Here is a 25118-nt window from a genome sequence, read left to right as displayed (position 1 = left end):
GTTCTTAATATTTTCTTTTTGTATCGCGAAGATACTCAGTGAGCAGTCCGTTCGCATTGTGAGTTCGAATCGATAGAGAGGCTTAGTCTGCTTGTTTAGTTTTATCAACCAGAAGCCAAACCTCGTGAAAATTGAGTGTCGCTCTAGCCATCGTCCGTGAGCAGTTGAGTCGCTGGTATTCCGTTTTCTTGAAGGAATGAAAGCAACTTCACTAGGTTCTCCACGTTAGCGGCTTTATCTGCGCCAATGATGATCGGTTTTTTATCCGTTGAACCAGTCTCTTCTAACAGGGCAATCTTGAAATTTTCCCAGTCGATGTATTCTTGGCCGTTAATTGCCCAGTAGGGTTCGCGGTCTAAAATATTGACGCTAATCGAATCCTTGTGGACTTCAGAAACGTTTTTGACATCCGAGCTTGGCAGCTCAACTTCCAGTGACTCCAGCTTTACTGATGCCGTAAGCAATAGAAAAACCATCACGATAAAAATGATGTCGAGCAGCGGTGTTAAGTCTGGCGCTAGGCTCTGTGTGTGAGATGAGTGGGGCGTTTTAATCATGCTTGACTCACATCACCGATAGAGGTTTTGTTGATAGGCTTACCTTGAGTATCATCAGACTGATTGGTTTGAATCGACATGCCTTCTAGCCACACATTCACATAGTTCAATGTATGCTCCAATTGAGCCAGCACTCGATCGGCCCATAGCCCTAGTAGCTGAGCACCAGAAATAGCAGGAAGCGCAATCATCAAACCTGCTGCTGTGGTTCGCATTGCTAATCCAAGACCGTCTGCCAAATCATTAGGCGTGATGCTGCCTGTTGTCGCGGCAACGCCTTTAAACATCTCAATAAGACCAAGTACCGTACCAAGCAAGCCGATGAGTGGGCTGATCACGCCGATCAAACCAAGCAGTCTTAAACCTGCATGAAGCTGGTGGCGTTTTTCTTGTAGCCAGATCCCAGCGGCATCTTCACGTAACCCTTTTGAGAAAGAGTGGTGAGCAAGCAACATTGACACGCCCTTGTACAAGAGCGGGCGTTTACCTGAAATCGACTGAGCAAGCGCTTCAATCTCTTTGCTGTTGGTTGGTGAAATTTGGTTAAGCTCACGACGAATAGCACGTTTGCCCACACCAATGCTGAGCATGACTTGGAAGACACGTTCAGCGATGATCATTGCTGTTAATGCTGAGCAGATAAGAAGAGGCCAAGTCATTAAGCCAAGTTGATCTTGTAAGTAACTGATTTGTTGCATGATTAATCCAACCTAAAACGAACAGGTATTTGTACTCGGTGAGCAATCGCTCGACCATTGACAGTGTGAGGTGAGAATTTCCATTGTTTAATGGCATCTAATGCGGCGTTATCGAGCATTAGCGCGCCTGATGAATTTACTAATGCTTGTTTAATTTGTTTGCCTTCAGCGTCTAGCCAGATCTCATAAGTCGCGACACCTTCAACGCCACGACGTCTTGCTTGGCGAGGGTAATTCGGTGGGGTAGGACGCGCAGAGAACGAAGGCTTAGTGACTAAAACCGGCTCTTGGTTTGATACGCCTTGATTTACTTCCTGAGGCTGGTTGGCAGACTCGTCCATATTCTTATCGACTTTCTTGTCGGCCAGTTTCTCTGGTTGAGTGGCTGGTTTTGGGCGTTCTTTCTTAACTACCTTTTTCTCAGTTACTGGTTTCTTTTGAACCGGCTTCTTCTCGACAACCTTTTGCTCAATCACTTTTTTCTCAACTTTCTTTGGTTGAGGTTTATTGGTGATCGCTTTTTTCTTTGGGGTTGGCTTAGCTTGCTTTGGCTCAACCGTTTTTGGTTCGGCTTGTGAGACGGTTTCTTTTATTGGCTCAGGTTTAACTGGCTCTGTGATTGTTTTTTGCTGAGCTTGTGAAGGAACGCTCTTAGGAGTGAAGTTGATCGATACCGTGTTCGATTGGCTACCTGCAGGCATCGCAAATACTTTGGATTCTTGAGCGACAAACAACAACGCGGCATGAATCACTAACGATGCACCGCCTGCAATAACATATCTAGGAACGTTCACAATCAATCCTTTACCAAATCAAAATTCTGTATCGGATTATTGCTTAGAATCTAAATAAGATCAATTATCAATTGCATTATCATTTGCGTGTATTTATGATTCTCTCAGTTTTTAGCGAATAGTCTTCCAGACTTTGCTATGTAAGTGTTTAGAGAGATTATATGAGTCTTAATATTTATAAATTTGACGAATCAATCTTGGGCGTTTCTAGCCCTGATCCGCTTCGTTTTGCGTTTGCGAAAAAGCATTCTGCACACGCCGGAGGAAGTTCAATTCCGGTCGACCCCAGTAAGAAGTTAGAACTCTTTGACGAACTGATGCTGAGTGAAGGGAAAAAACAGGATACGCGTTGCTTGTATATCCACATTCCTTTCTGTCGTGTGCGTTGTACGTTCTGCAATTTCTTCCAAAATGCCGCAAGCCGTAAATTAGTGGATGAGTATTTCGATGCACTGATGGTCGAGCTAAAGCAGAAAGCTAAAACACCTTGGGCTCAGTCTGGACTATTTCACGCCGTCTATATTGGTGGCGGAACTCCCACCGATTTGTCGTCTCAACAAGTTGAGCAGCTGGGTAAAGCGATTCGTCAATATTTCCCACTAGCAAACGATGTTGAGATGACATTGGAAGGGCGCATCAATCGATTTGGTGACGAGATGTTTGATCGTGCGCTTGAAGGTGGCTTCAATCGTTTCTCGTTCGGTATTCAAAGTTTCAATACTCAGGTTCGACGTAGTGCTAAGCGCCTAGATGACCGAGAGGTTGTGCTAGAACGTATCAGTTCACTAAGCCGCACCGAGCAAGCGCCAATCGTTCTTGATCTGTTATACGGATTACCACACCAATCTATGGAAGTGTTCCAACAAGATTTAGAAGACTACATGTCTACTGGCGCACACGGCATTGACCTCTACCAACTGATTGTTGCGGGCAATGCACCTATGCTTAATCTTGTTGAGAAAGGAAAAATCCCACCGCCTGCGAATACGCCAGATAAGGCGAGCATGTATTTGGCGGGTGTGGAGTTCATGGCAAAAAATAAGGTCAAGCAACTGAGCGTAAACCACTGGACTCGTGATAACCGCGAACGCAGCATTTACAACAGCTTAGCGAAAACTTATGCCGAAGTTCTACCCATTGGTTGTGGCGCTGGTGGCAACATCGGCGGTCATGGTGTGATGCAGCATCGAACTTTAGACAGCTACATGGAGTCTATAAAGCAAGGTCAATTACCTATTGCCATGATGACTAAGCAAAGCTCATTAGAGCCTATCTTCTCAACATTAAAGGCAGGTTTCGATTCTGGTGTTGTTAGAAGAAGTACGCTACCGAGATTTATGGGGCAAGATACGTTCGACTACCTCAAGCCTTTGTTCGCGCATTGGGAAAAGAACGGTTTAGTTGAGCTTTCGGAAGATTATCTGAGCCTGACTATTGCTGGCAGCTTTTGGGCGGTAAGCCTAGCGCAGAGTGTGATTCAAGTGCTTAACGCTGAATACCAAGCTATGCACCCAGCGCCTAAAGCGTCAGGTTCGGGCGTACACCCGCATGCAAGTTTGAAGCACGCTTAATATCGAATTTTTAGTTTATAACTTACTCGTTTATACGGAACATATTCAATGACAGATACAACATTAGAAATGACAGAAACTCTAGAACAACGCGTAGCTCTAATTTTAGAAGAAGAGCCAAAACTACTGCCAACAGCAATTGCTGAGAAGCTAGGTGTTTCAGAGGTTGAAGTGGTTGCTGCTTTTCCAAACGACATGGCGGTAATGCTAGATGGCAGCCGTGCTCAAGAGATTCTAGAAGGATTAGTGGGTTGGGGCCCTGTGACCACTATCGTGCATTCATTTGGTTCTATCTTTGAAGTTAAAGCGCCATTCCCGAAAGGTAAGGTAGCGCGTGGTTACTACAACCTAATGGGCAAAGAGGGCGAGCTTCATGGTCACCTTAAACTTGATAACGTTAAACATATCGGTTTGGTGAGCAAGGCGTTCATGGGTCGTGAAAGTCATTACTTCGGCTTCTTCAGTGAAACCGGTGAGAACATTTTTAAGATTTACCTAGGCCGCAACGAAAAGCGTGAGCTTATTGCCGACCAAGTAGAACGCTTCAAAGCGCTAAAAGAACAAGCTTAAGTTCAATTTACAGTAAATAATCAGCAGCAATCTTACATAGGGTTGCCAACTGGCTTAAACAAGACATCAATGCTCGAGGATCGTTTAGTTCGCTAATGATCGCTCAACCTTGGGCAAAAATAATAAATCAGAGAAAGTGAAGAAAGGAATTACCCATGGAACAGCAAGTAAAACAAGAACGTCTACAAGGTCGCCTAGGTCCAGAAATTAAAGAGTTTCGCCAAGAGCGCCGTACCCTTCAACTTGCAACGGTTGATGAAGAAGGTCGCCCGAACGTAAGTTACGCACCTTTCGTTCAGAACCAAGAAGGTTACTTTGTTCTAATTTCTGATATTGCTCGTCATGCTCGCAACTTGAAAGCGAACCCTCAGGTCTCTTTGATGATGATTGAAGACGAAGAGAGCTCGAAGCAACTTTACGCACGTAAACGTTTAACGTTTGATGCTCAAGCAAGTGTTGTGGAGCGTGAAACGGAACTTTGGACTCAAGTGATTGGCCAGATGCAAGAGCGTTTTGGTGAAATCATTGATGGTTTGAGCCAACTTCAAGACTTCTCTCTGTTTAACCTTAAAGCTGAGAACGGCCTGTTCGTTAAAGGCTTTGGTCAGGCATACCAAGTGTCAGGCGACGATCTGGTGGATTTCGTTCACCTACAAGAAGGTCACAAAAAAGTATCTAACGAGTAATCTCGTTTAATCGATTTCTTTAGGAGCCCTCCAATGTGAGGGCTTTTTTATGTCTAAATCAAAGAGTTTGGTATATTGGCGTTTGATGACTATTTATATGTAAGGATCGGTACGTGAAACCAGTAAGTCGAGATTGGGACGAGTTCTGTTACCCGTTTATTTATGAAGACAGTCCTATCTGTGATTTTGAGATTTTGTCGGATGAACTTTGTTGCCGAGTTGGATTGGTGTTGTCTTTAGAGCTAGAGCCTCAGGTTCGTGAGATCCTGCAACGCTTGCAGCCAAACATCTACCATTTGAATGGCTCTGTGCGCGGTAAGCTTGCCATCACCGAGTCTGAATTGGTCGAGCTCAAGCAAGATTATCATCGTATCCGTGAGCAGTTAGAAGGGGGGTTTAAAGGCTTTGTCTTACCCGGTGGACACCGAGTGTCTAGTGAACTTCACTTGTGTCGTTGTCAGGCTAAGAAAGTTGTGCGAGCTTTGGTGAGTATTGAACATCATGAAAGCAAAAAGTCGCCAGACCCGATTCTTTTTAAATACGCCAACCTAGTCGCGAACACTCTCTATGCATTGGCCTCTTTTACCAATCATGTGAATGAAGTCGAGGAAGTGGAATTTGTGAGTAAGAGCTACTCTATGCCGAAAAAGTCTATGCCAGAAAACAAAGACTAACGGTTAGCTCTATTCTTATTAAGATTTGAAGAAAGAAGAGACTAAGAAGCTAAACCATTGAGCACTATGCCAGGTTTAGCTTCTATAACAGAGCCTAAGCAGCCGTAGAGGCGCCGTTTAAGACTTTTGCGCCGCGTAGCATAGCTTCGATTAATTCACCCGCGTTGAACTTCTCAAGCGCTTCATGCGCCCCCACCTGATTAGCACGGTCGACACAGATCTCACTGGACAGTGAGGTATGCAAAATACAGTAAGCGTGACTTAAAGCGCTGTCGTTTTGCACTTCAAATGCAAGCTCATAACCATCTAATCCCGGCATCTCGATATCACTCACCAGAAGATCAATGGCATTGCCAGCGCTGGCTTGGCGTCGCATTAGGTCGATGGCATCTAAGCCGTTGTTACATATGCTGTAAGGGATGTTGATGCTGTCTAAGGCATCAGATAACTGTTTACGTGCAATCAAAGAGTCATCCACTAATAAGATGTTCAATGCTTTGAGGCGTTCCCTTTCTACATCGGTCAGCATCGGGATATGAGCATTCTCATAAGCTGGGTAGATCTTAGAAAGCAGCAGTTCCACATCGAGCATTTGCACAATACGGTCTTCAAAACGTGTAATACCCGTTACAAACACATTGCGACCCACACTGGTGGGTGGAGATTCAATGCTCTTCCAGTCGCATTCAATGATTTTATCAATTGAACGAACCAAGAACGCCACAACTGTTCTCAAACAGTCAGTAACGATGAGTACACAATCTTGGTATTCAGCGGGTGTTATCGGACGGAAGCCAATCGCAGCGGACATATCAATCACAGGAACTGTAAGGTCGCGGATAGTCACTGTACCAATCACGTGATGATGGGAGTAGGGGATCTGAGTCATCGGCTGAAAAGGGACGATTTCTCTGACCTTAAGCGTGCCAATCGCAAAACTTTGAGTGAGGGACAACTTGAACATCAACATTCCCTGTGACTGACTCGCTTTACTGATCGGTTTGGCCATAAGTGGCTCCTACTTAATACGCGCTTAATTTATAAGGATTAATTTAAAGGGAAATGGAAGCCGCAGCAAGTCGCGATGCGGTTTTTAATGGCCTTTAAGGCAGTTGTTTTCGGTTATAGAGTGAAGAATAGCGGTTCTTGGGTTAAAATCACGCTAAACGCTGGCTGTCGATGAATTTATGTCGATAAGCCGTTAGCGGCAAACAGATTTACAACAGTCAGTTCATTCGCGATGTTCTAAGTAATCGTCGTAAGTAAACTGGCAGCAACAAACTGAGAATTATCATGGCAAGAACAGCAGCAGCGCTTCATATTTTGGTGAAGCATAAAGAACTAGCAGAAGACATCATGACGCAGCTTAAAAAGGGCGCTAAATTTCAAACGCTAGCGAAGAAACATTCAACCTGTCCATCTGGTAAAAAGGGCGGCGACCTAGGTGAGTTCAAAAAAGGTCAAATGGTGCCTCAGTTTGATAAGGTTTGTTTCTCTGGCGAGACGCTTGTACCACACCTTGTGAAAACAAAATTTGGCTGGCACGTCGTGAAGGTTCTTTACAGAACTTAGTTATAAATATGTGTTAGATTGAATAAAAGGAGCGTATATACGCTCCTTTTTTGTGACTTTTGTGCGCGTTTTAAAGCACTACGGTTGAGTGTTCATCCCAGACGTTATGCGATAATTGGTGCTACGCCCTCAACCATCCACCGTGAGTAATTGGTAGGAGGAGGAGGGTTTTTAATGAGTAACTCATATAATAAATGCCATTCTTGAGGAAATTTATTGCAGCTTTGCCTTTTAGCCTTTGCCTTTTCTAAAAAGCTGTAAACGAGTTTGGTAGGAGAACAACATGGAGAGTTCAGCTATGTTAAGCAAACCAGCGACAGATGTCATATTGCATGCCTTTGACTGGTGCTACGCTGACGTAATGAAGAACGCCCCACTGATCCAAGAGTTGGGTTATAAATCTGTTTTAGTATCACCGGCGATGAAATCGCTGCGCGGCCCTAAAGGTTGCGATCGAAATTCTGGTACTCAATGGTGGCAACGCTATCAGCCCCAAGACTATCGTGTGATCGATAATCAGTTGGGTGACACACAAGATTTTAAAGCGATGGTCGACACGTTAAAGCGACATGGGCTTCGTACTTATGTGGATGTGGTGTTTAACCACATGGCCAACGAATCGGGTATCCGCGGTGATCTAACGTATCCCAATCAGCAAGACATGGCGTCTTATCAAAAAGATGCTGACTATTATGAATCCATACGTTTGTTTGGTGACCTTTCTGAGCCTCTTTTTGATGAGAACGACTTCGTGGAAGCGTTTGGTATCAAGAACTGGAAAGACACGTGGGAAGTGCAAAACGGGCGTATTACCGGTGGCGCCAGCGATCCTGGCCTGCCAACGCTACTCGATAACGATAATGTGGTGGCACAACAAAGAGCCTACCTAAAAGCACTGAAAGAGATTGGTGTGAAAGGATTTCGCATTGATGCGGCAAAGCATATGACACTGGCACACCTACGCAAGGTGTGGACGGATGACATCTGCGAAGAAATGCACATCTTCGGTGAGATCATTACCGATGGCGGCGCGACAGAAGAAGAGTATGAGCTGTTCCTTGAGCCTTATCTTAAACACACTCGCTTAGGCGCTTACGATTTCCCGTTGTTCAACACCATCTTCAAAGCATTTGAAGAGCAGGGCAGCTTTAAGTCTTTGATTAACCCATACTGTTTTGGTCAGGCTCTGTCGAATATGCGAGCGATCACGTTTGCGGTCACTCATGATATTCCCAATAACGAGGTGTTTTTGGAGCATGTGATGGATGAAGTGGATGAGCGATTGGCTCATGCTTTCATTCTTGGTCGAGACGGCGGTGTGCCGCTTGTTTACAGTGAACTGAGCACCAGCGGTATTCTGGACAAGAGCGGTCAGCCTCGTTGGCTTAACGACTGGCAAGCGCCTTACATGAAAAGCATGATTCAATTCCATAACCATGTTCATGGCGAAGCGATGCGTGTGGTTGAAGCGAATGATGATTTGTTGGTGTTTGTCCGTGGCGATAAAGGCATTGTGGTGATCAACAAGTCGAAGCGAAGCAAAACAGCCTCATTAAATTGGACTGGTGCGGTAACCGATTTACTGTCGGATGATGTGTTTGAATGTGTTGGTAAGGATTTAACCATCAAGGTGGAATCGAACCAATGTATGATGTTAACGACGAATGAATTGAAGCCTGTCACGAGTTAACTTGGATAGACTAGAAAGAGAAGCCCCGCTTACTGGCAATCAGTAATCGGGGCTTTTTATTTTAAGCTATTGCTCGGTAACTAAACCAAATGGCGACTCAGCCAAACGGCAACTGAGCCAAACCTTGGTTAAACCGTAAACTTATTCAATAGCTCGTCTTGTTGGCGAACATTGTCAGTTTGCTGCTGCATTGCGGTATTCGCTTCTTGGGCCGCTGTTGATACTTGTGTTGAAAGGTCTTTGATCTTAACAGTGTTGTTATTGATCTCTTCCGCTACTAAGCTCTGCTCTTCTGCCGCTGAAGCAATCTGGATGTTCATATCTGAGATGCGTTGAATCGCGTCACGGATACGGTCAAGTGAAGAGTTCGCTTGCTGAGCGCGTTCAACGGCGTCAGTGGCTGTGTCTTTACTTTGGTTCATCGCGTTCGATACTGAGCTTGCACCCGCTTGGAGCTGCTCGATCATGTTGCGGATTTCCGTAGTTGATTCTTGAGTACGTTGTGCCAGAGTACGAACTTCATCGGCAACGACTGCGAAACCACGGCCTGATTCACCAGCACGCGCCGCTTCAATAGCCGCATTCAATGCCAGTAGGTTGGTTTGGTCTGCAATATCGTTGATTACTTTTAGAATTGTTTCGATGTTGGCTGTTGCTGATTCAAGTACTTGTACTTCGGCAACCGCTTGGTCGATACGTGCTGAAAGGTTATCAATCGCTTGAGTGGTGTCACTTACGACAGATGTGCCGTCTAGCGTTGCTTCGTCTGCTTCACGGGCTGCCGCTGCTGCGCCTTGAGCATTGTTTGCAACTTCAGTTGCAGTAACCGCCATCTCGTTCATTGCAGTCGCTAACTGTTCAAGCTCTTCCAGTTGGGTATTCATCGCTTTCGCTGATTCGCCTGCACCTTTAACCGTGATTTCAGTACCACGCTTAATTTCAACACCAATCGCTTTCGATTGAATGATCTGATTTTGCAGGTTTTCAGTAAAGGTGTTGAAACCTTTCGCTAGGTCAGAGAACTCTTGGTCTGTGTTGGTATCTAGGCGCTTAGTTAAATCACCTTGACCGCTCGCCACATCTTGAATGGCTTGGTTAAGCGCATCCAGTGGACGCATTAACACACGAATCAGAACAGTCAGTGCAATGATGCTGAGAATAACTGCAATCAACGAGTAGATCATTGAGCTGTTCTTCAATTCTTCAACGGTTTGGAACGCGATCTCTTCATCGAGGATTGCACCTATATACCAATCTTCACTAGGGATGTGGGTGAAATTAACTAGGAACATTTTGCCGTCGACTTCAATTTCTTGAGAGCCTTCACGAATAGTCGCTTGTGGCATGTAGCTTGATAGCGTTTCACCGTTGTTTTTCGCATTTGGGTGAGCAATCGTGGTGCCGTCGGCTGTTACTAGGAACAGGTAACCCGCATCAAACAAGTTCACTTGGTTGACCAAGGTAGCAAGGTTCGTCAATTCTAGGTCGTAGAACATACCCGCAGTAAAGCGGCCGTTGTCTTTAACTGGAGTACCTACTGATATGATGACTTTCTTACTTGATGCATCCACATAAGGAGCGGTAACAACTAAACTGTTTTTGGATTTAGCATCAATGTACCAAGGACGAATTCGTGGGTCGTAGTCTGGACCGGCATCCCAACCATCATCATTTTCAATAACGAAACCGTTTGCTTCATAACCAAAACCAACCGCTAGGAAGCTGTTTTTAAGCTTTGGCTTTTCTAAGATTTCTTTAACGTAAGCGCGATCTTCAGGGTTGATCTCGATGACTTCAGTCGTCGATTGAGCCAACGCTTTCTTGGCGTTCATCTCCGATACGACGGTATTTTTCACGCCTGAGACCATCTCTTTCAGGCTCGCATTGACGTGGTTTTCTACTGCACTTCTTACAGTGTAAAGTTGTTGTATTGAAAGCAATGATACTGTCACTAGCAGCAAGGCTGATGATGCAGCAACCACCTTATGGCTAAATTTCATTGAGTTTTCCCCTTCTCACAGGCTTTGCGAAGACTAAAGTTAATCGTGTTTTTGTAATTATATATATCGACTAGATTGGATTTTACTTGAATGTAATTTCACAAAATAGACTACAAAAATACAACAACCTAAACAATGCAAAATTCACTAAAGCGCATATTTGTTGCTTTTAGTATTTGGTTCAATGAGTTGGGAAATGGGGCTAGACGGAGTTTAAGGAGGAATTAAGAATGTATTAATTTGATAGTTATGCGTTCAGTTTTCTATTAAAAAGAGGCGGGGTGAACAAATGATATGAAATCAAATGACATGCAGAGCTTATAAATTAATTGAACTCCAAATAATACTGTGTATATATTTTCGCAAATAAAAAGCCCCACAAAAGTGAGGCTTTATAAACTGAATCTTTATTGAGTTACATAAGTAGTATCTAATTTAGAATATTAGATGCGCTACACCAGCGATAACTGGAAGCGTAATTAACGTACGTAGAATAAAGATAATAAACAGTTCTAAGATGTTCACTGGAATCTTACTGCCTAGAAGTAGAGCGCCCACCTCAGACATGTAGATCAGCTGAGTTACCGACATTGCTGCAATAACAAAGCGAGTCATCTCGTTGTCGATAGAAGCCGCAAGGATTGCTGGGATAAACATGTCCGCAAAACCAACAACAATCGTTTCAGATGCTGCAACCGCTTCAGGAACACCAAGTAGCTCTAGGAATGGAATGAAAGGCTGACCTAGGATTGAGAACACAGACGTGTATTCCGCAATAACCAGTGCCATTGTACCTAAACCCATAACAACAGGCAGTACGCCAAATACCATATCTACGGCGTTACGAACGCCTTCGCCAAATACAGATTTAGCCGACTTTACTTGAGATGCTTTATTTACCGCTAGCTCAAGACCCCAAGAGAACGTTGAGTGACCTGCTGGGATCGCGTCAGCGTCTTTGTGCGGCTTGCTGCCATCAATGAAAGTATCTTTCTTCATGCTTAGTGGTGGAAGGCGAGGGATGATCACCGCTGCCACAATACCCGCTAAACAGATTGCTGCGTAGAAAGGTAGGAACAGGTGCTCTAGTTCTACCTGAGCAATAACCACAAGACTGAATGTGATAGATACTGCTGAGAAAGTCGTACCAACAACCGCAGCTTCACGCTGAGTGTAGAATTTCTTCTCGTACTGTTTGCTTGTAAGCAGGATACCAACACTGCCGTCACCCAACCAAGAAGCCATACAGTCAATAGCACTGCGGCCTGGTAGGTTGAAGATTGGACGCATGATTTTACTTAGTAGCGTGCCAAACAGCTCTAGTAGACCAAAGTTAAGTAGAAGCGGAAGTAGCAAACCAGCAAAGATGAATACTGAGAACAGTGTCGGAAGCAGGCCTTCTAGAACCAGACCACCAGTATTTTCTTCCCAAATAACCTCAGGCCCAACTTGGAAGAAAGCCATAACGGCTGCAGCACCACCAATTAAACGAACCAGCAACCACAGTGGAGATGGGTTGAAAAGGCCGTTTAAAAATGAATTTGATGTAATGAATGTAGGCTTAAAAATGGTGCTTAAAACTGAAGCTACAGACATGAAAGCAACGATCGCAGTGATGATAGGAACTAGATATTCACCGAAAACCGCTTGAATTGATTTGGCTAAGATAGCTACAGGGATGGTTAGATCACCTTGATAGCTGATTGGCGCCATGAAAAGGAATAAACCAATCAATGATGGGATTAAGAAAACCCAGAAACTGCCTTTAGATTTCTCTGTTTGAGCAGTATTCTTGTTGTTAGACATGTTATTGTTCTCGAATTTCTACACGTAAAAAAGCCACATCCTTGGCATTTTTATTCACTAAACGTCCGTATTTTCTCATTGGGTGCAAGATTACCCAGTATTAATATCGCTTGCAATACTATTCATCAAATATAGCTAAATATTCATACTGGTTATTCTGCAACGTATTAAGAGTTTAGAATAAAGTGTTGCGGATGTTACGTAGTTTGAGGTTATATTGCCAGATATTTATAAATTGACTGGGGTTTCAGTTCGATAGGTCAAGTATAACCAGTAGCTAAACGCAATAATGAAAGCAAAAGAGGCAGGGAAAGCCAATGCCAAGATTTCGAAGCGTTGGAACAGACAAGCGCCAATTAAGCCGCCAAACAGGAAGCCAACCACAATGAAAATTAGCAGTTTGGCTTTACGGCAGTCAAAAGGCATCCCCTTTAAGCGAGCGCCAATCATGATCCCAAGATCGGTAATGATCCCGCTCATGTGTGTTGTTCGAATGATTGCCCCGCTGTAAGTGGTGATCATCGCGTTCTGCAAACCACACGCGGCTGAAGCGAAATACTGACCTGAAGTATAGCCTTGCAACAGTGTCCACAGCGCCAAAAACAGCAATCCACCCTCAATACATAGTGCAACACCGTAACGGCGTCCTAACTTCAATGCTTGGTTTTCAATAAAGAACCCGCTGAACGCCGCACCTAACATGAAGCTCATGATCACCAATAGGAGGTGAACGGAAGCCGAGGTCGGTGTAAGCAGGCTACTGCCTAGCAAAGACATGGTGCCGGAGATATGGGAGATAGCTTGATGTTGGAAGCCAAGTAAGCCGATAGCATTAACACTGCCAGCAAGACCAGCTAACAAAAGGGCGCCGTATTCAACCCAGCGAGGTAACTTAGAAATCATGTGGTTCACCCTGGGTTAAATAGAGGAGCAAGATTATAACGCTAGACAAAAGATACGCTAGCGCTGTGAAGCGTTGATATTTGATCTTAGGCAACAGTATTGCAGTTTGTTTTAATACTGTTGCTATATAAAGATAACGGTCAATAACGAGATAAAGATAACGCTCAATGACGAACTAGTTGTAATGGCTCATTTGGTGGTCGAACTTAACCCAACCGTGTTTGCGTTCTTCATAAACCGAAAAGCTCGGCAGTGGGAAGTCTTGCTCTTTAAATAATCCGAGCGGGACGATATAAAAATCAGCGGCGGCAACCGACTGCAAAAGCATGGTGGTGCCACACTTGGGACAAAACTGATAGGTGACTTCATTACCCGTATCGCTGATGCGTGAAAAAGAGGTCACTTCACCGCTGAGTGTAACTTGTTCTATTGGGAACCGAGCCTGGACGCCGAACACACTTCCGGTGCGTTTCTGACACTCATAGCAATGGCAGACAGATGTACGTTGAGGTTCACCTCGGCATACTAGGTTGACTGCTCCACAGCGGCATTCGCAACTTCTGATATTTCTATCTTTAATATGATTGATATCCATCCATGCTCCACTTCTGGTTAACCCTGTATTGATAATTATACTAAAGCCCTTTATGGTCTGCACAACTGGATGAAAACAAAAGAATATAATTGCCCATGAAAAAGAAAATCTTACCTATCCCTCTGATTCTACTGATTCCAATTGTCATGCTGGTTGTGGTGATAGTAGCGGGTATTTATCGCTTTAGCTTAAGTGATGAAGAGATCTTGGCGAAGTTTCCTTCTTCTCAAGTGAGTTATGACCCAGTCGTAGAAACCGTTTTTGATTTGAAGACGACCAATCCATGGACAATTAAAGTTCCTGAGACTAACGCCTACGCTTTTATCAATGAAGTTGATGAGCCTAGAGCCATCGCGTTTGGACGCTATGACTCAGGTGTTGAGCGCGGTGTGGTAATGGTAGACACTAATAATCTTTCAGCCGCCACGTTGGGCAAGGCGAGTTTCTTTGTCGCGCCGATGTGGATATCTAACCAAGGCAGCGGTGTTTTCTATTATCTAGGCCTGTTTAAGCATGACCAGCAACGAAGCCGTGTGGTGTTAGTCGACCAACTTTTACTGGGTGATCGTATACAAATTCAGACATTGGAGGTAGCTCAGCAGCCAGGTTCGCAATCACAGAATAAACTTACTGGGGAAGGTTTTATCGGCTTTACTCAGCATTCTGCGGAACAATCATTTGCAGAACCCCCTTCTGAAAAGGTGTTAATGAGTTTTTCTTTTGATACGCAATCAATTGGTAAGCAATAACGTTTTCGTGAATGTAAGGATCTGTTGTTTATGTGAGCCAAATTACATATTATCTTAGTTAGATGAATGAAATTTAGACACAGTTAGCTTTGTGTCCGCTTATTATTACAAATGGAGCTTGCGAATGATTAATAAACGTTTTTTTAAGACGAAAGATGAAGTTGAAGTGACCTTCGAGCTAGAAGCTCAAGAAGCGAACTCTGTATCCATCGTTGCTGACTTTCTTGATTGGAAAGCCACCCCAATGAAAAAACTGGCCAAAGGTAAGGTTTACAAGTTTAAAACTCGCCTACCTAAAGATGGCGAGTTTCAATTCCGCTACCTAGTTGATGACCAACAATGGGTGAACGATGCGAATGCCGATCGTTACATCCCAAATGAATTTGGTGAAGACAACTGCCTAGTGTCGACGGTAAACGCATAATCTTTTCTTAAAACCAGCGACTAATTCGCTTCGTTTATTAATTATTCGAAACGGAATAACGTCAACCAATAGAAAGCAGAAACTAGCCGTTTCTGCTTTTTTATTTTTAAATTTAGCGGTTAATTTTATTTCTTATCTAGTGGCTCTTCATCTACGGCAACTCAATGACTTAGGCTAAGTTGGGAAGATTCACATCATATTATGACAATGCATTGATGATTTATGCGTTTGAAAAGCATATCCTATGCCTTTATATCGTAGAAAGACCTGTTTACCGTGTATTCAAAAATATTTCCCTCTCCGTTTGCTGAGCTTTCACCTGTAAAAAAAGTAGCTATTTTGGGACTGCCACTTATTGCTGCGATTGGTGTTGCTTTGCAATCGTCACAATCGGATCTGACGAAAACGATCGATCTTGATTTGCCCGACTCAACCGTGATTGAGTCAATTCTGTCACCTTCTTCTGTTACTGTTATCGAACCGCCAACGTTTGAGTACCAAATTCAATCTGGCGATAACTTGAGTAGCATCTTCACTCAGCTTGGATTTTCTTACAAATCGATGATGAGCGTGATGGAAACTGATTTGAACTTCCTTGCTTTAGATACGCTTCGTCCGGGTAATACATTACGCTTTTGGCGTGATGAAGCGACCGGCGACCTTTCTAAAATGGAACTTCAATTTAGCGTCGCGGACAAAGTGGTTTACCGATTACTTGATGACGGCAGCTACGAATTCGAAGACATCTCTATTCCTGGTGAATGGAAGCAAAAACCTCTCGTGGGTGATATTCATGGCAGCTTCTCAATGTCGGCGAATAAAGCTGGCCTGAACAGCCTTGAGATTGACCATATTGTGACTCTTCTTAAAGACAAGCTGAACTTCAGCCGCGACCTACGTGCTGGCGATCAGTTTGAAGTGCTTCAAAAAGCGCAATATGTTGATGGTGTTGCAACCGGAAAACGTGAAATTGAAGCAATTAAGATCATGAATCGTAACCGCGTTGTGTCAGCATACTTACACACCGACGGACAATATTACGATGCTAATGGCGATAGCCTTCAACGTGCTTTCCAACGTTACCCAGTGAGCAGTAGCTGGCGTCAGAGTTCTCAATTTAACCCTAAACGTCTACACCCTGTGACTGGCCGAATCTCACCGCACAACGGTACGGATTTCGCGACACCAATTGGCACACCTGTTCAAGCAACGGGTGATGGCAAAGTGATCATGACGCGTAAACACCCTTATGCGGGTAACTATGTGGTGATTCAACACGGTAGCACTTATAAAACGCGCTACTTGCACTTAAGCAAGATCCTTGTTCGTAAAGGACAAACGGTATCTCGTGGTCAACGTATTGGCCTATCGGGTAAAACGGGTCGAGTGACAGGTGCTCACTTGCACTATGAACTGATCGAACGTGGTCGCCCTGTTGATGCGATGAAAGCGAATATCCCAATGGCCGATTCTGTGCCTAAAAAGGAAAAAGCGACATTCACAGCCGCGAGAGATGAAGCCGACAAGCTATTGAAGGCAGCGTTAGAAACGCGCAATCTAGCAATGGTTAATAATGCTAGTAAGTAGCTAGCCATTAAACTGTTTTAAAGCCGCAAGAGCATCACAAAGCACAGTCAGTGTTAAGTGATGCTCTTGCGGCTTTTTAGTTCTCAATAGAAGGTTCGGTAAGGGTTTAAACTAAAGGCTCTGAGTGCGCGACATAGCTAACGATAGCTTCAGGTCGCATTGGAGGTGAGTAGAGGTAACCTTGGATCTTGTCACATCCCATCGCGTGCAGCTTTTCTAATTGCTCACGCTTCTCAACACCTTCCGCAACCAAAGATACATCGAGTCTATGGGCCAGTTGAACAATCAGCCATACTACGCTCTCTGAGGTCGAACTAGTTAACAAGTCTCGAATAAAGGTCGCATCAATTTTAATGCAATCGATAGGGTAGCTGTGGATGTAGTTCAAACTGGAGTAGCCTGTACCAAAGTCGTCGAGTGCAATCGTGAAGCCTTGTCCTCTCAGAAAGTTAAGCGCGGATTTTGTCTCTTGTGTTGGCGATAACAGAACGGTTTCGGTTAACTCGATAACAAACTCATTCGCCTTAAAATGGTGCTGTTCAATGGTTCGAGTCAGGTAGGATATATAACGTTTCGAATCAGTAAGCTCGTGCGCAGAGCAGTTGATTCCAAGTTTAACCTTGTAGCCCAAGCCTTGCTCTAGTGTGGTTTTAGCGCGGCACACCAATTCAATAATGCGTTCACCTAATTCGACAATCAGCCCTGACTCTTCTGCCACTTGAATAAACTCTACGGGTGAGATGTCTCCATGTCTGGCGGTTTTCCAGCGAGTCAGTACCTCGAAATATTCCCATTGCGTTTCACCTTGACCCACAATCGGCTGTACCACTACGTACATTCCATTGCTGTCGGGGATATAGCTTTGTGAAATTGGGTTTTCCAGCTCACTTCGTAGCGCTGCGACTAGCTCGGTTTTTCTTTGGTAACGAACTCTTAAGTGAGTGTCATAACATTGAATATGAGTATCTTGGCTGTGTTTACACTCTTTAAGCGCCAAGCTGGTATTGAAGATGATTTGCTCAACGTCTTTGTTGTCTCCATCCGAACTGGCAATACCGATGCTGACGTCGAAATCTATCTTGATATCAACGCTACTGTAGCCCTGCTTAATTTTGGCCAGTATTTGTTCGCACACGGCTATCGGATCAGAATGGTAGGTGATGAAGGCGAACTCGTTGCCAGCAGTCCGAAAAGTCAGGTTGCTTTCGGGTAAGGTTCTCCGCAAGGTTTCTGCGACAAATTGAAGTACTTTATCGCCAATATAATTGCCGTGCATGTCATTAATGGCTTTGAAGCTATTGATATCGAGTAAAGCCAATGTAAACGGAGTGACGCTCTGTTGAGTAATCGACTCTAAGGTATCTGATAAACAGCTTCGGTTGAGTAACCCGGTTAGGCTGTCGTGTGACACCTCATAACTAAGCTGATTTACAAGTTGTTCGGAACGATCGTTAAACCACATTTCACGCAAGGTGTGGATGATGATGTCGGCGAACAATTGATGGTGCTTTACCACGTCTTGTTGCTGATCAGGGCTAAGAGGCGAGGTGAACGTTGAAAACAGCACGCCCATCACTTCGCCACTTTGAGTTCGAGTCGGGATCGCGATGGAGTTTTGTGAGGTGATTTCCTGCCTAAATGCCGATGTTGGCAATGACTGGACGATGTACTGAGCAAATGAGCAATCTGGGTGTCTTTGATTGACGGCTTGTTGGTAGATGTGACCATGGCGCGCATTGATTTTGTCATGTAATACATGATCAGAATGGGCGATCACCAAAGGAACGGTTTGGTCAGGGAAGTACTTCTTCTCAATGATGCTAGTGTATTGAGTATCAAAGGTCTGATGTAAAGTAAGCACAGCTGACTCTAAAAGGTCGATACCTTCCAATTTCAGCAAACGGCCAATGCGCTCTGTGTCTATCATGCTATTGTGCGTATGTTGAGTCATAGCCACCACCCCTAGTTAACCAGATTCACTGTGTAAGCGGTATACGTATTATCTTGTATATGTGCGAACTTGTATAATCCATATGCGTCAAGTTTATTATTGACCGTGTTGTATAACTTTTCAAATTAAAACGTGACTTATTTCACAGAGCTTGCGTGCTACGCTCTTTGTCTAGCCTGTCTTTCAGATGGTCCAAAAAGAGCTTGGTTCGCGTGTGCGAGTAATCAAGCTTAGGGTAGTACGCGTAAACCATCACTTCGTCGGCGGTAATATTTGGCAATACTGGAACTAATGTCCCTTGCTTTAGATCCTCTTTGATCATCGCTTTGATGGTTAACAGTACGCCCATTCCTCGCTTCGCAGCATGAAACAAAGCCTCTGGATTGGTGGTCGCAAAGTTACCGTTTAACGTTATTCGCTGCCCTTTGGTGAGTGTGACTTCACGAATAGGACGCTCTCCCCATATTAAGGAGTTGTGCTGCTCTAAGTCTTGCTCGTTGATGGGATAACCATGTTTAGCCAAGTAACTTGGTGCGGCATAAAAGCTAGCTCTGTGTTCAAACAGCGGTGTTTTCTTGAAGCTTAATGAGTTGAGTTGTTCTAGTTCACGACTGATTACCAAGTCCAAGCCAAGCTCGGGTAATTGACCGGGCGTAGTGGTGATGAGTTGTACCTTAATATCAGGGTACTTTTCTAAGAAGTCGTCCATGTATTGCACCAGAAACTTAGAGCCAACAGCAATCGTAGCGCCAATCTTTAATAGGCCTGCTGGGGTTTGGTTAACCGAGCGAGTCTCATCAATAATGGACTGCCAATTGTCGAGCTGATCCTTGGCTCGCAGGTAAAAGAGCGCACCTGCTTCGGTTTGGCTAATCGAGCGAGTCGTTCGCTTTAACAGTTGGGTGCCGATGCGCTCTTCTAACCAGTTCACTCTTTTACTGATCGCCGAGCTGGTGGTGTTCAGCTTTCGAGCAGCACCATTGAAGCTGCCTTCTTCGACTACTCTGACGTAGCTTTTTACGTTAAGAATCCAATCCATATTATTTCCTGTTGGGACTTAATAAAATTCCAATTTAGCTAATTATCAATTATTGGTTTTGAATGTAAACTCGTCTAATGAACAAATATCAAACGAATAGGGAATTTTTTGAGCCAATCGACCTTTAAAAAAACACCGTTACTCTTAGCAATGATGATTATTGCTACGGGGCAGGTGGGTGTGAGCATCTACTTGCCAGCATTACCGTTAATTGCTTCTGATTTAAGTGCTACTCAAGTAGATGTACAGCTTCTCGTCACGCTGTTTCTGGTGGGTTTTGGCTTGTCTCAGCTATTTTACGGACCGATGTCCGATGCGGTGGGAAGAAGACCTATCTTCTTGTTAGGTCAGGGTGTTTATTTGATTGGTACAGTCGTTTGTGTTGTGTTTTCTGACAATATGACGGCGCTAGAAGTTGGTCGCTTGCTGCAAGGTTTAGGGGCGGGTAGTGCCTCGGTTCTTGGGCGAAGTGTGCTTCGTGACAGCTATGATGGTTCACAGCTTACCAAAGCGTTGTCTTATATCTCTATCACCGCTTCGATCATGCCGATCATTGCGCCGGTATTCGGTGGTTGGATTTCATTTCACCTCGGTTGGCAGGCGGTGTTCCTGTTCGTTTTATTGTATCTACTAGCGATATTCACACTGGGTTACTTTGTTCTGCATGAAACTTTGCCATACGGAAAGAGCCGCTTTGATGCGTGCCAAGTGGTGAAGAACTACGGACGCTTGTTGACCAATCGCCAAGTGTTGACCAGTGCCAGTTACAACTGGATGAGCTACATGGCGAGTTTGGTATCTTTATCGCTGTTTCCATTCTTAATGCAAGAGCAATTGGGGCTGACCGCCGCTGAGTATGGTTCATTGATGATTGTCCCTTCGGCAGGCTTACTGATAGGTAGCGTGGCTTTAAACTTACTCAATCGTAGGTTTAGTACGCCCCAACTGATGAGCCTAGCTATTTTGATTATCTTGGCATCGGGAACTTGGCTTCTTACTCATGAGTTATCCATCTTTAACTTAGTTTGGGCGTTTACTTGGTTGGCGATAGCACAAGGCATCTCGTTCCCATTATCAATCAGCATGTTATTAGAACCTCATAAGAAACAAGCGGGAGCAGTGTCGGCATTGTCTGGTTCAATTCAGATGTGTTTAGCGGGTTTATTGGGTGGGTATCTTGTAGAGAGTTGGGTCACGACTCATCTTCAATTAGGCGTGTTCTACCTCATTATTGGTGCAGCCATGGGCGGAGTGCTTTGGTCTTCAACCAAAATGAACAAGAAAGGCGATACTGTTGAAGTGGAATATAGCTAAATGCCAAATTCACTATCGTTCAACGCACCATCGTTAATACGTTGTATTTGTGCTGATGGTTTTCTACAATGCTTCGGTCCATTGAATAGGTAAAAACAAAATGCAGCAAAATGAATTTGAAGTACTGGTAAAAGCTATCTGCGCACTAGATGGCCTGCCTCAAGCGCTTGAGCTATTGAAATCCAATGAGGATACAGAAGTCGCTGAGGCTGCTGCATCACTGACTGGTCAATTTGCACTTGCTGAAGTGGAAGGCGAAAAGCGTATTTACCACGTGACGCTTCAAGAAAATGAACAAGGCGAAGAGCAAGAGTACATCGAACATGTTATGAATGAAGGCGATGACTTAATCAAATTTGCAGCTTGGTTCTTTGAAACGATGTTTGAATTGAAGCAAAAAGACACATACCAAATTGCCGGTAAAACTTACAGACAGCCAAAGCGCAGCTAGGTTTCTCAGTAAAGCATTTTAGAAAGCAGCTCTATTGAGCTGCTTTTTTTATCAGTGTCTAAATCAATGTCTTGGGTTGTTATTAGGAATGGAGCATTAAGCTCAAACCAGAATTTAGGTTAACTCATTGATATACAAAAACAATGCTGATTAGCACAGAGACAAAATTAGGCTAATTGCAAATGGATGCTTAATATTGCATTAAAGTGTGATTTAGATCTTGTTTTTGGGCGTTTTAAGTGTAAAATCCGCGCTAAAGAAAGTTGATTATGTGCGGAGATAAGCATGAATTACGAACTAGGCCACGCATACCTTGGTCAAATGGCAGCAAAAAACATGATGCACGAAGCATTGTACGGCACTTCAAAGCCAAAGAAACCATCGTTCTTTAAGCGAATGATGAAGAAAATGGCTAAATAAGCATTTTCAAAAACGGAATTTTAAAAGGCCTTAAACTCGATGAAGTTTAAGGCCTTTTTCGTTTTAGCGATTGGTGAAAGTTATCGCTTTGTTTTGTTGTGGATGGACACAAAAAACACTAATTAAGCTTCTGACTAATGGCTTTTAATGAACTCAGCCAGCAGATTGATTGGATAAGTCGACCACATTATTAGGGATGCTATCTAAGCCATTCTCTTTCATCCACGCTTCTAAGTTATCGGCACCACCGATGTACTTACCATCAAGCCAGATCTGCGGGACGGTGACCGGTGTTTTCTCACCAATGTGTGCTTTTACCTCTGGAATCATACGGTACAAAGCGGCGCTATCTTTTACGACATCGTGGTATTGGTATTCAACACCCGCTTCATCCAACATTTTCTTTGCTTTAACACAGAATGGGCAGGTCGCCTTACCATAAACGATGTTGCCTTTTAAGCTGTCTCGTTTGGTCCACTCTTTGATCACGGATTGGATTAACACACCGCGATTAAGCGCTTCACCTTGGCTGACAACCTTGCCTTCAACAACAAGGATTGGGGCGTGCCAAGAGCCAAGTTTTAGAGGCTCCCACCAGTGAGACAACCAATCTTTCACTTCCAGTTCGACATCGACATCTGATAACTCATTCTCAAAAGTATCCTTAATAATGTCTTTGGTAAGGGTACATTCCCCACATGGGATATTAACTTTAAATGGACCCCAACTGCCTGCCCAACGGTATAGTGTAATCTTGACTGGTTTCTTCATGGTTACGGCCTCGTTTGAATTCTCTTATCCATATAGAACGGACTGTCGAACTATTTATTTCACCAACCTTAAACTTTCTTCACTTTTGAAGGTTTTTTAGTTTCCCAGTGCGTTATAAATGCAACTGACGCAATAATAATAGCAGCCCCTAGCCATAAACGACCCGGTGGAACCCAACTAAATACAATCCAACCTGCTAAAACATTTAGCGGTAATTTGGCGTGGTCAAAAGGTTGCACAAACGAAGCATCAGCGACCGAGTAGGCTTTTACTATCGCCCATTGAGCGAGTGCCGTCATAACACCGATAACAATCAATATAGCCCAGATTGTACCGCCGCTTGGCGTTTGCCAATCTGGCGCAGCAAGCAGGATGTTAAATGGTGTGATTAATAGTAGAAGATAGACCACCATGGTTGAAGGACTGTCTTGCGAAGAGAGTTTTTTCACCATCAGTGAGTAGCATGCCCAGAAGAAAGCGGCACCGACTGGTAATAACGTTGCCCAGTTAAAATCTTCAGCCCACGGCTCTAGAATCACCATCGCACCCACGAAGCCTGCTAAGGTCGCGCCCCAGCGAGCAGCCCCAACTTTCTCTTTTAAGAAAAGCCCTGAACCAATGGTTGCAAACAATGGCGATGTCATGAGAAGGGCAATGCCTTGCCAAATTGGTACTGGGTAAGCCAGTGCCCATATCCAAAGTTGAATACCAATAACAGACAAGAAGACACGGAATACGTGCAATTTGAGGTTGTCGGTTTTTAGTGCGCGACGAATGCCCAGCGTTTTCAGATAAGGAAGAATAGCGAACAACGCGATGGCGTATTGAATGACGGCAACGGTGGTAGAAGTAAGTCCGAAATGAATGCTAGCAATTTGAGTTAGGCTGTTAATAACGGCAAAGGCTAGGCCTGCGGTTAGCATCCAGCTAGCGCCTTGGATCGGATGGTGTTGTGACATGATGCTTCTAATTATTTGATGTGGTACACCTATGATACGGATTTAGCACCACTTAACCAGAAAAAGCATTGATGAAGTCAGTCAGAATATTTGAATATGAAAAAAGGTTGAGCTATTGCCCAACCTTTTAGTCTGTATCTAAAGTCGATTTAGATTAGAAGTCGTAACGGATGCCCGCTTGTAGTTGGTCATCTTTATTGTCTCGCTGTTCAAACTTGTAACCAGCATATGTGCGAATGTGGCCGTTAAACTTGTACACCGCTTCAATAGCAAAGTTATTTGCTTCTTCGTCAGCCGCTTTATCGAACTCGCCGTAGTTGTATACGCCAATTAGTGATAGCTGTTTAGTTGCTTTGAAGATAGCTGAAAGCTCGTAGCCTGTGTAATCTTTATCTGCAACTGAAGCCATTGTGTATAGACCACCAACCGTAAACGCATCCATAGAAAATTGAGCTACAAGGTTGATTTGATCGTCATCGAAGTTACCATTCTTTTGAGAAACATAACCCGCACCAAGGTCAAAAGCGCCTAGGTTATACATAGCAGCAAGGCCAAAACTATCTGCATCTTTTTCATTTGCAGCGATGTAGTTAGCTTGTACCGTCAACGCGTCAAACTCGCCAGAGTAAAGGAAGTTATTCTCACGCTTATCTTTGTTGCCATCAACGGCATCAGCAGCATCTGCACCAAATGTTGCCATTGTATCTGTAATGTCAGTCAGCATTACCTGTGAAGAATCTTGCTTACCGTATGAGAACTCACCGAATTTGGTTCCTAAACCTGCGTAGTAGTAGCGATTGGTAAGAGATTCATTTTCAATTTTTACAGTATTGCCACTTCCGTCTTCGAACTCTGTTGTTGATGCGCTAGTGAACTCTGCTTCATACTTACCGAATCCATATAAACCGTCAGAAAGTTCAGATTTACCTGAAATATTCACACGAGCTCGTGACTTGTCTTTGAAAGAACTGTCAGATGCGCTTTCGTTGTTGTCAGATACGTTGAAACGAGCCTCCGCACGACCGCCAATTTTAAGTTCTGTACCATCAGAACTGTAAACTGTTGCTGCTAGAGAAGAACCTGAAACTAGTGCTGCTACCACTGCAGAAGCTAGAACTGCCTTTTTCATAATCACTTACCTTGTATTTTAAAATCCGTGAGCAATGTGCTCTCCGTTTCGATATGAAGCTAATTTAGAGCAGCTAAATTAAGCTTTCATTTCTATAAAATTACATTTTCGTGAATAGGGAACTTTTTAAGTGTTGATTTTATTGCACTTTCATTTCAATAGACTGAGTGGTTTGTGAATGGTTATATAACTTATCGGTTCTTAAGTG

25 protein-coding genes are annotated in these 25118 nt (G+C 43.9%); 12 read left to right on the top strand and 13 right to left on the bottom strand.

Going from position 1 to position 25118, the window contains the following annotated elements; genetic code table 11:
* Positions 1-143 precede the first annotated feature (143 nt).
* The 3 genes from BCU07_RS13240 to BCU07_RS13230 are packed head-to-tail and all read right to left on the bottom strand — an operon-like array spanning position 144 to position 2049.
* On the bottom strand, positions 144-557 hold the full coding sequence (locus tag BCU07_RS13240; protein WP_017062756.1) for an ExbD/TolR family protein: 414 nt from the start codon (positions 555-557) through the stop codon (positions 144-146).
* Positions 554-1255 (bottom strand): MotA/TolQ/ExbB proton channel family protein, encoded by a 702-nt coding sequence (locus tag BCU07_RS13235; protein ID WP_017064315.1) that lies wholly within the window; start codon positions 1253-1255, stop codon positions 554-556. Before BCU07_RS13235 ends, BCU07_RS13240 begins: the two co-directional genes overlap by 4 nt.
* 2 nt (positions 1256-1257) lie before the next feature.
* Entirely contained in the window at positions 1258-2049 is a 792-nt protein-coding gene (locus BCU07_RS13230) for an energy transducer TonB (RefSeq protein ID WP_017062754.1), read from the bottom strand.
* Between the two features lie 161 nt (positions 2050-2210).
* On the opposite strand from BCU07_RS13230, the gene hutW reads away from it, so the two are divergent.
* The 4 genes from hutW to BCU07_RS13210 all read left to right on the top strand — a co-directional run bounded on the left by hutW (position 2211) and on the right by BCU07_RS13210 (position 5550).
* Entirely contained in the window at positions 2211-3620 is a 1410-nt protein-coding gene (gene hutW / locus BCU07_RS13225) for a heme anaerobic degradation radical SAM methyltransferase ChuW/HutW (RefSeq protein WP_017062753.1), read from the top strand.
* 48 nt (positions 3621-3668) lie between these two features.
* Complete coding sequence (gene hutX / locus BCU07_RS13220) at positions 3669-4190, top strand: heme utilization cystosolic carrier protein HutX (protein WP_016784265.1); 522 nt, start codon at positions 3669-3671, stop codon at positions 4188-4190.
* A 155-nt stretch (positions 4191-4345) separates the two neighbouring features.
* Positions 4346-4876, top strand: a complete 531-nt coding sequence (gene hutZ, locus BCU07_RS13215) for a heme utilization protein HutZ (RefSeq protein ID WP_004731858.1) — start codon at positions 4346-4348, stop codon at positions 4874-4876.
* 113 nt (positions 4877-4989) lie between these two features.
* Entirely contained in the window at positions 4990-5550 is a 561-nt protein-coding gene (locus tag BCU07_RS13210) for an ATP:cob(I)alamin adenosyltransferase (RefSeq protein ID WP_048610703.1), read from the top strand.
* A gap of 94 nt (positions 5551-5644) precedes the next feature.
* On the opposite strand, the gene BCU07_RS13205 is transcribed toward BCU07_RS13210, so the two are convergent.
* Positions 5645-6559 (bottom strand): chemotaxis protein, encoded by a 915-nt coding sequence (locus BCU07_RS13205; protein WP_017062751.1) that lies wholly within the window; start codon positions 6557-6559, stop codon positions 5645-5647.
* Positions 6560-6840: 281 nt separating this feature from the next.
* Here BCU07_RS13205 and ppiC point away from each other — a divergent pair, with 281 nt between their 5' ends.
* Together ppiC and BCU07_RS13195 are read left to right on the top strand one after the other, a co-directional pair.
* The gene (gene ppiC, locus BCU07_RS13200) at positions 6841-7122 is read left to right on the top strand and encodes a peptidylprolyl isomerase PpiC (RefSeq protein WP_258185064.1); all 282 of its coding nucleotides are present in this window, start codon (positions 6841-6843) and stop codon (positions 7120-7122) included.
* A gap of 283 nt (positions 7123-7405) precedes the next feature.
* Entirely contained in the window at positions 7406-8812 is a 1407-nt protein-coding gene (locus BCU07_RS13195) for an alpha-amylase family glycosyl hydrolase (RefSeq protein ID WP_017062749.1), read from the top strand.
* Between the two features lie 128 nt (positions 8813-8940).
* Here BCU07_RS13195 and BCU07_RS13190 read toward each other — a convergent pair whose 3' ends face one another.
* From BCU07_RS13190 to BCU07_RS13175, 4 genes are all read right to left on the bottom strand, one after another.
* Entirely contained in the window at positions 8941-10812 is a 1872-nt protein-coding gene (locus tag BCU07_RS13190) for a methyl-accepting chemotaxis protein (RefSeq protein ID WP_017062748.1), read from the bottom strand.
* 435 nt (positions 10813-11247) lie between these two features.
* On the bottom strand, positions 11248-12618 hold the full coding sequence (locus BCU07_RS13185; RefSeq protein ID WP_017067418.1) for a YjiH family protein: 1371 nt from the start codon (positions 12616-12618) through the stop codon (positions 11248-11250).
* A gap of 228 nt (positions 12619-12846) precedes the next feature.
* Positions 12847-13521: a YoaK family protein gene (locus BCU07_RS13180; RefSeq protein ID WP_102427987.1), complete on the bottom strand. Its 675-nt coding sequence runs from the start codon at positions 13519-13521 to the stop codon at positions 12847-12849.
* A gap of 175 nt (positions 13522-13696) precedes the next feature.
* The gene (locus BCU07_RS13175) at positions 13697-14179 is read right to left on the bottom strand and encodes a GFA family protein (protein ID WP_170926836.1); all 483 of its coding nucleotides are present in this window, start codon (positions 14177-14179) and stop codon (positions 13697-13699) included.
* Positions 14180-14211: 32 nt separating this feature from the next.
* Here BCU07_RS13175 and BCU07_RS13170 point away from each other — a divergent pair, with 32 nt between their 5' ends.
* The 3 genes from BCU07_RS13170 (at position 14212) to BCU07_RS13160 (ending at position 16876) form a co-directional block, all read left to right on the top strand.
* Complete coding sequence (locus BCU07_RS13170; RefSeq protein ID WP_102427988.1) at positions 14212-14865, top strand: hypothetical protein; 654 nt, start codon at positions 14212-14214, stop codon at positions 14863-14865.
* 124 nt (positions 14866-14989) lie between these two features.
* On the top strand, positions 14990-15289 hold the full coding sequence (locus BCU07_RS13165; protein ID WP_009845720.1) for an isoamylase early set domain-containing protein: 300 nt from the start codon (positions 14990-14992) through the stop codon (positions 15287-15289).
* Positions 15290-15565: 276 nt separating this feature from the next.
* Complete coding sequence (locus tag BCU07_RS13160) at positions 15566-16876, top strand: peptidoglycan DD-metalloendopeptidase family protein (protein ID WP_029235892.1); 1311 nt, start codon at positions 15566-15568, stop codon at positions 16874-16876.
* A 106-nt stretch (positions 16877-16982) separates the two neighbouring features.
* On the opposite strand, the gene BCU07_RS13155 is transcribed toward BCU07_RS13160, so the two are convergent.
* On the bottom strand, positions 16983-18827 hold the full coding sequence (locus BCU07_RS13155) for a putative bifunctional diguanylate cyclase/phosphodiesterase (RefSeq protein ID WP_065583705.1): 1845 nt from the start codon (positions 18825-18827) through the stop codon (positions 16983-16985).
* Positions 18828-18969: 142 nt separating this feature from the next.
* Positions 18970-19866 carry a LysR family transcriptional regulator gene (locus BCU07_RS13150; protein WP_102427989.1) on the bottom strand — a complete coding sequence of 299 codons (897 nt, stop codon included), beginning with the start codon at positions 19864-19866 and terminating at the stop codon, positions 18970-18972.
* Between the two features lie 108 nt (positions 19867-19974).
* On the opposite strand from BCU07_RS13150, the gene BCU07_RS13145 reads away from it, so the two are divergent.
* The 3 genes from BCU07_RS13145 to BCU07_RS13135 all read left to right on the top strand — a co-directional run bounded on the left by BCU07_RS13145 (position 19975) and on the right by BCU07_RS13135 (position 22051).
* Positions 19975-21180, top strand: a complete 1206-nt coding sequence (locus BCU07_RS13145; protein WP_102427990.1) for a multidrug effflux MFS transporter — start codon at positions 19975-19977, stop codon at positions 21178-21180.
* 100 nt (positions 21181-21280) lie between these two features.
* Entirely contained in the window at positions 21281-21631 is a 351-nt protein-coding gene (locus tag BCU07_RS13140; RefSeq protein WP_017057980.1) for a hypothetical protein, read from the top strand.
* Between the two features lie 285 nt (positions 21632-21916).
* The gene (locus BCU07_RS13135; protein WP_010431176.1) at positions 21917-22051 is read left to right on the top strand and encodes a hypothetical protein; all 135 of its coding nucleotides are present in this window, start codon (positions 21917-21919) and stop codon (positions 22049-22051) included.
* Positions 22052-22204: 153 nt separating this feature from the next.
* On the opposite strand, the gene BCU07_RS13130 is transcribed toward BCU07_RS13135, so the two are convergent.
* The 3 genes from BCU07_RS13130 to BCU07_RS13120 all read right to left on the bottom strand — a co-directional run bounded on the left by BCU07_RS13130 (position 22205) and on the right by BCU07_RS13120 (position 24910).
* The gene (locus tag BCU07_RS13130) at positions 22205-22822 is read right to left on the bottom strand and encodes a glutaredoxin domain-containing protein (RefSeq protein ID WP_102427991.1); all 618 of its coding nucleotides are present in this window, start codon (positions 22820-22822) and stop codon (positions 22205-22207) included.
* A gap of 68 nt (positions 22823-22890) precedes the next feature.
* Positions 22891-23781 carry a DMT family transporter gene (locus tag BCU07_RS13125; protein ID WP_017062738.1) on the bottom strand — a complete coding sequence of 297 codons (891 nt, stop codon included), beginning with the start codon at positions 23779-23781 and terminating at the stop codon, positions 22891-22893.
* A gap of 154 nt (positions 23782-23935) precedes the next feature.
* Positions 23936-24910 carry a porin gene (locus tag BCU07_RS13120; RefSeq protein WP_017064330.1) on the bottom strand — a complete coding sequence of 325 codons (975 nt, stop codon included), beginning with the start codon at positions 24908-24910 and terminating at the stop codon, positions 23936-23938.
* Positions 24911-25118: the final 208 nt, after the last annotated feature.

The organism is Vibrio sp. 10N.261.54.E10 (assembly GCF_002877735.2).
GTDB classification, from domain to species: Bacteria; Pseudomonadota; Gammaproteobacteria; order Enterobacterales; family Vibrionaceae; genus Vibrio; species Vibrio crassostreae_C.
The sequence above is the reverse complement of the archived record's forward strand: the minus strand, read 5'-3'. Positions and strand labels throughout refer to the sequence as shown.

What these genes read in the sequence shown, in the direction of transcription:
- BCU07_RS13140 (WP_017057980.1), top strand. Translation starts at nt 21,281, where the DNA reads ATGCAGCAAAATGAATTTGAAGTACTGGTAAAAGCTATCTGCGCACTA.
- BCU07_RS13155 (WP_065583705.1), bottom strand. Translation starts at nt 18,827, where the DNA reads ATGACTCAACATACGCACAATAGCATGATAGACACAGAGCGCATTGGC.
- BCU07_RS13185 (WP_017067418.1), bottom strand. Translation starts at nt 12,618, where the DNA reads ATGTCTAACAACAAGAATACTGCTCAAACAGAGAAATCTAAAGGCAGT.
- BCU07_RS13190 (WP_017062748.1), bottom strand. Translation starts at nt 10,812, where the DNA reads ATGAAATTTAGCCATAAGGTGGTTGCTGCATCATCAGCCTTGCTGCTA.
- BCU07_RS13125 (WP_017062738.1), bottom strand. Translation starts at nt 23,781, where the DNA reads ATGTCACAACACCATCCGATCCAAGGCGCTAGCTGGATGCTAACCGCA.
- BCU07_RS13170 (WP_102427988.1), top strand. Translation starts at nt 14,212, where the DNA reads ATGAAAAAGAAAATCTTACCTATCCCTCTGATTCTACTGATTCCAATT.
- hutZ (WP_004731858.1), top strand. Translation starts at nt 4,346, where the DNA reads ATGGAACAGCAAGTAAAACAAGAACGTCTACAAGGTCGCCTAGGTCCA.
- BCU07_RS13240 (WP_017062756.1), bottom strand. Translation starts at nt 557, where the DNA reads ATGATTAAAACGCCCCACTCATCTCACACACAGAGCCTAGCGCCAGAC.
- BCU07_RS13150 (WP_102427989.1), bottom strand. Translation starts at nt 19,866, where the DNA reads ATGGATTGGATTCTTAACGTAAAAAGCTACGTCAGAGTAGTCGAAGAA.
- BCU07_RS13120 (WP_017064330.1), bottom strand. Translation starts at nt 24,910, where the DNA reads ATGAAAAAGGCAGTTCTAGCTTCTGCAGTGGTAGCAGCACTAGTTTCA.
- BCU07_RS13205 (WP_017062751.1), bottom strand. Translation starts at nt 6,559, where the DNA reads ATGGCCAAACCGATCAGTAAAGCGAGTCAGTCACAGGGAATGTTGATG.
- BCU07_RS13135 (WP_010431176.1), top strand. Translation starts at nt 21,917, where the DNA reads ATGAATTACGAACTAGGCCACGCATACCTTGGTCAAATGGCAGCAAAA.
- BCU07_RS13180 (WP_102427987.1), bottom strand. Translation starts at nt 13,521, where the DNA reads ATGATTTCTAAGTTACCTCGCTGGGTTGAATACGGCGCCCTTTTGTTA.
- hutW (WP_017062753.1), top strand. Translation starts at nt 2,211, where the DNA reads ATGAGTCTTAATATTTATAAATTTGACGAATCAATCTTGGGCGTTTCT.
- BCU07_RS13195 (WP_017062749.1), top strand. Translation starts at nt 7,406, where the DNA reads ATGGAGAGTTCAGCTATGTTAAGCAAACCAGCGACAGATGTCATATTG.
- hutX (WP_016784265.1), top strand. Translation starts at nt 3,669, where the DNA reads ATGACAGATACAACATTAGAAATGACAGAAACTCTAGAACAACGCGTA.
- BCU07_RS13130 (WP_102427991.1), bottom strand. Translation starts at nt 22,822, where the DNA reads ATGAAGAAACCAGTCAAGATTACACTATACCGTTGGGCAGGCAGTTGG.
- BCU07_RS13235 (WP_017064315.1), bottom strand. Translation starts at nt 1,255, where the DNA reads ATGCAACAAATCAGTTACTTACAAGATCAACTTGGCTTAATGACTTGG.
- BCU07_RS13165 (WP_009845720.1), top strand. Translation starts at nt 14,990, where the DNA reads ATGATTAATAAACGTTTTTTTAAGACGAAAGATGAAGTTGAAGTGACC.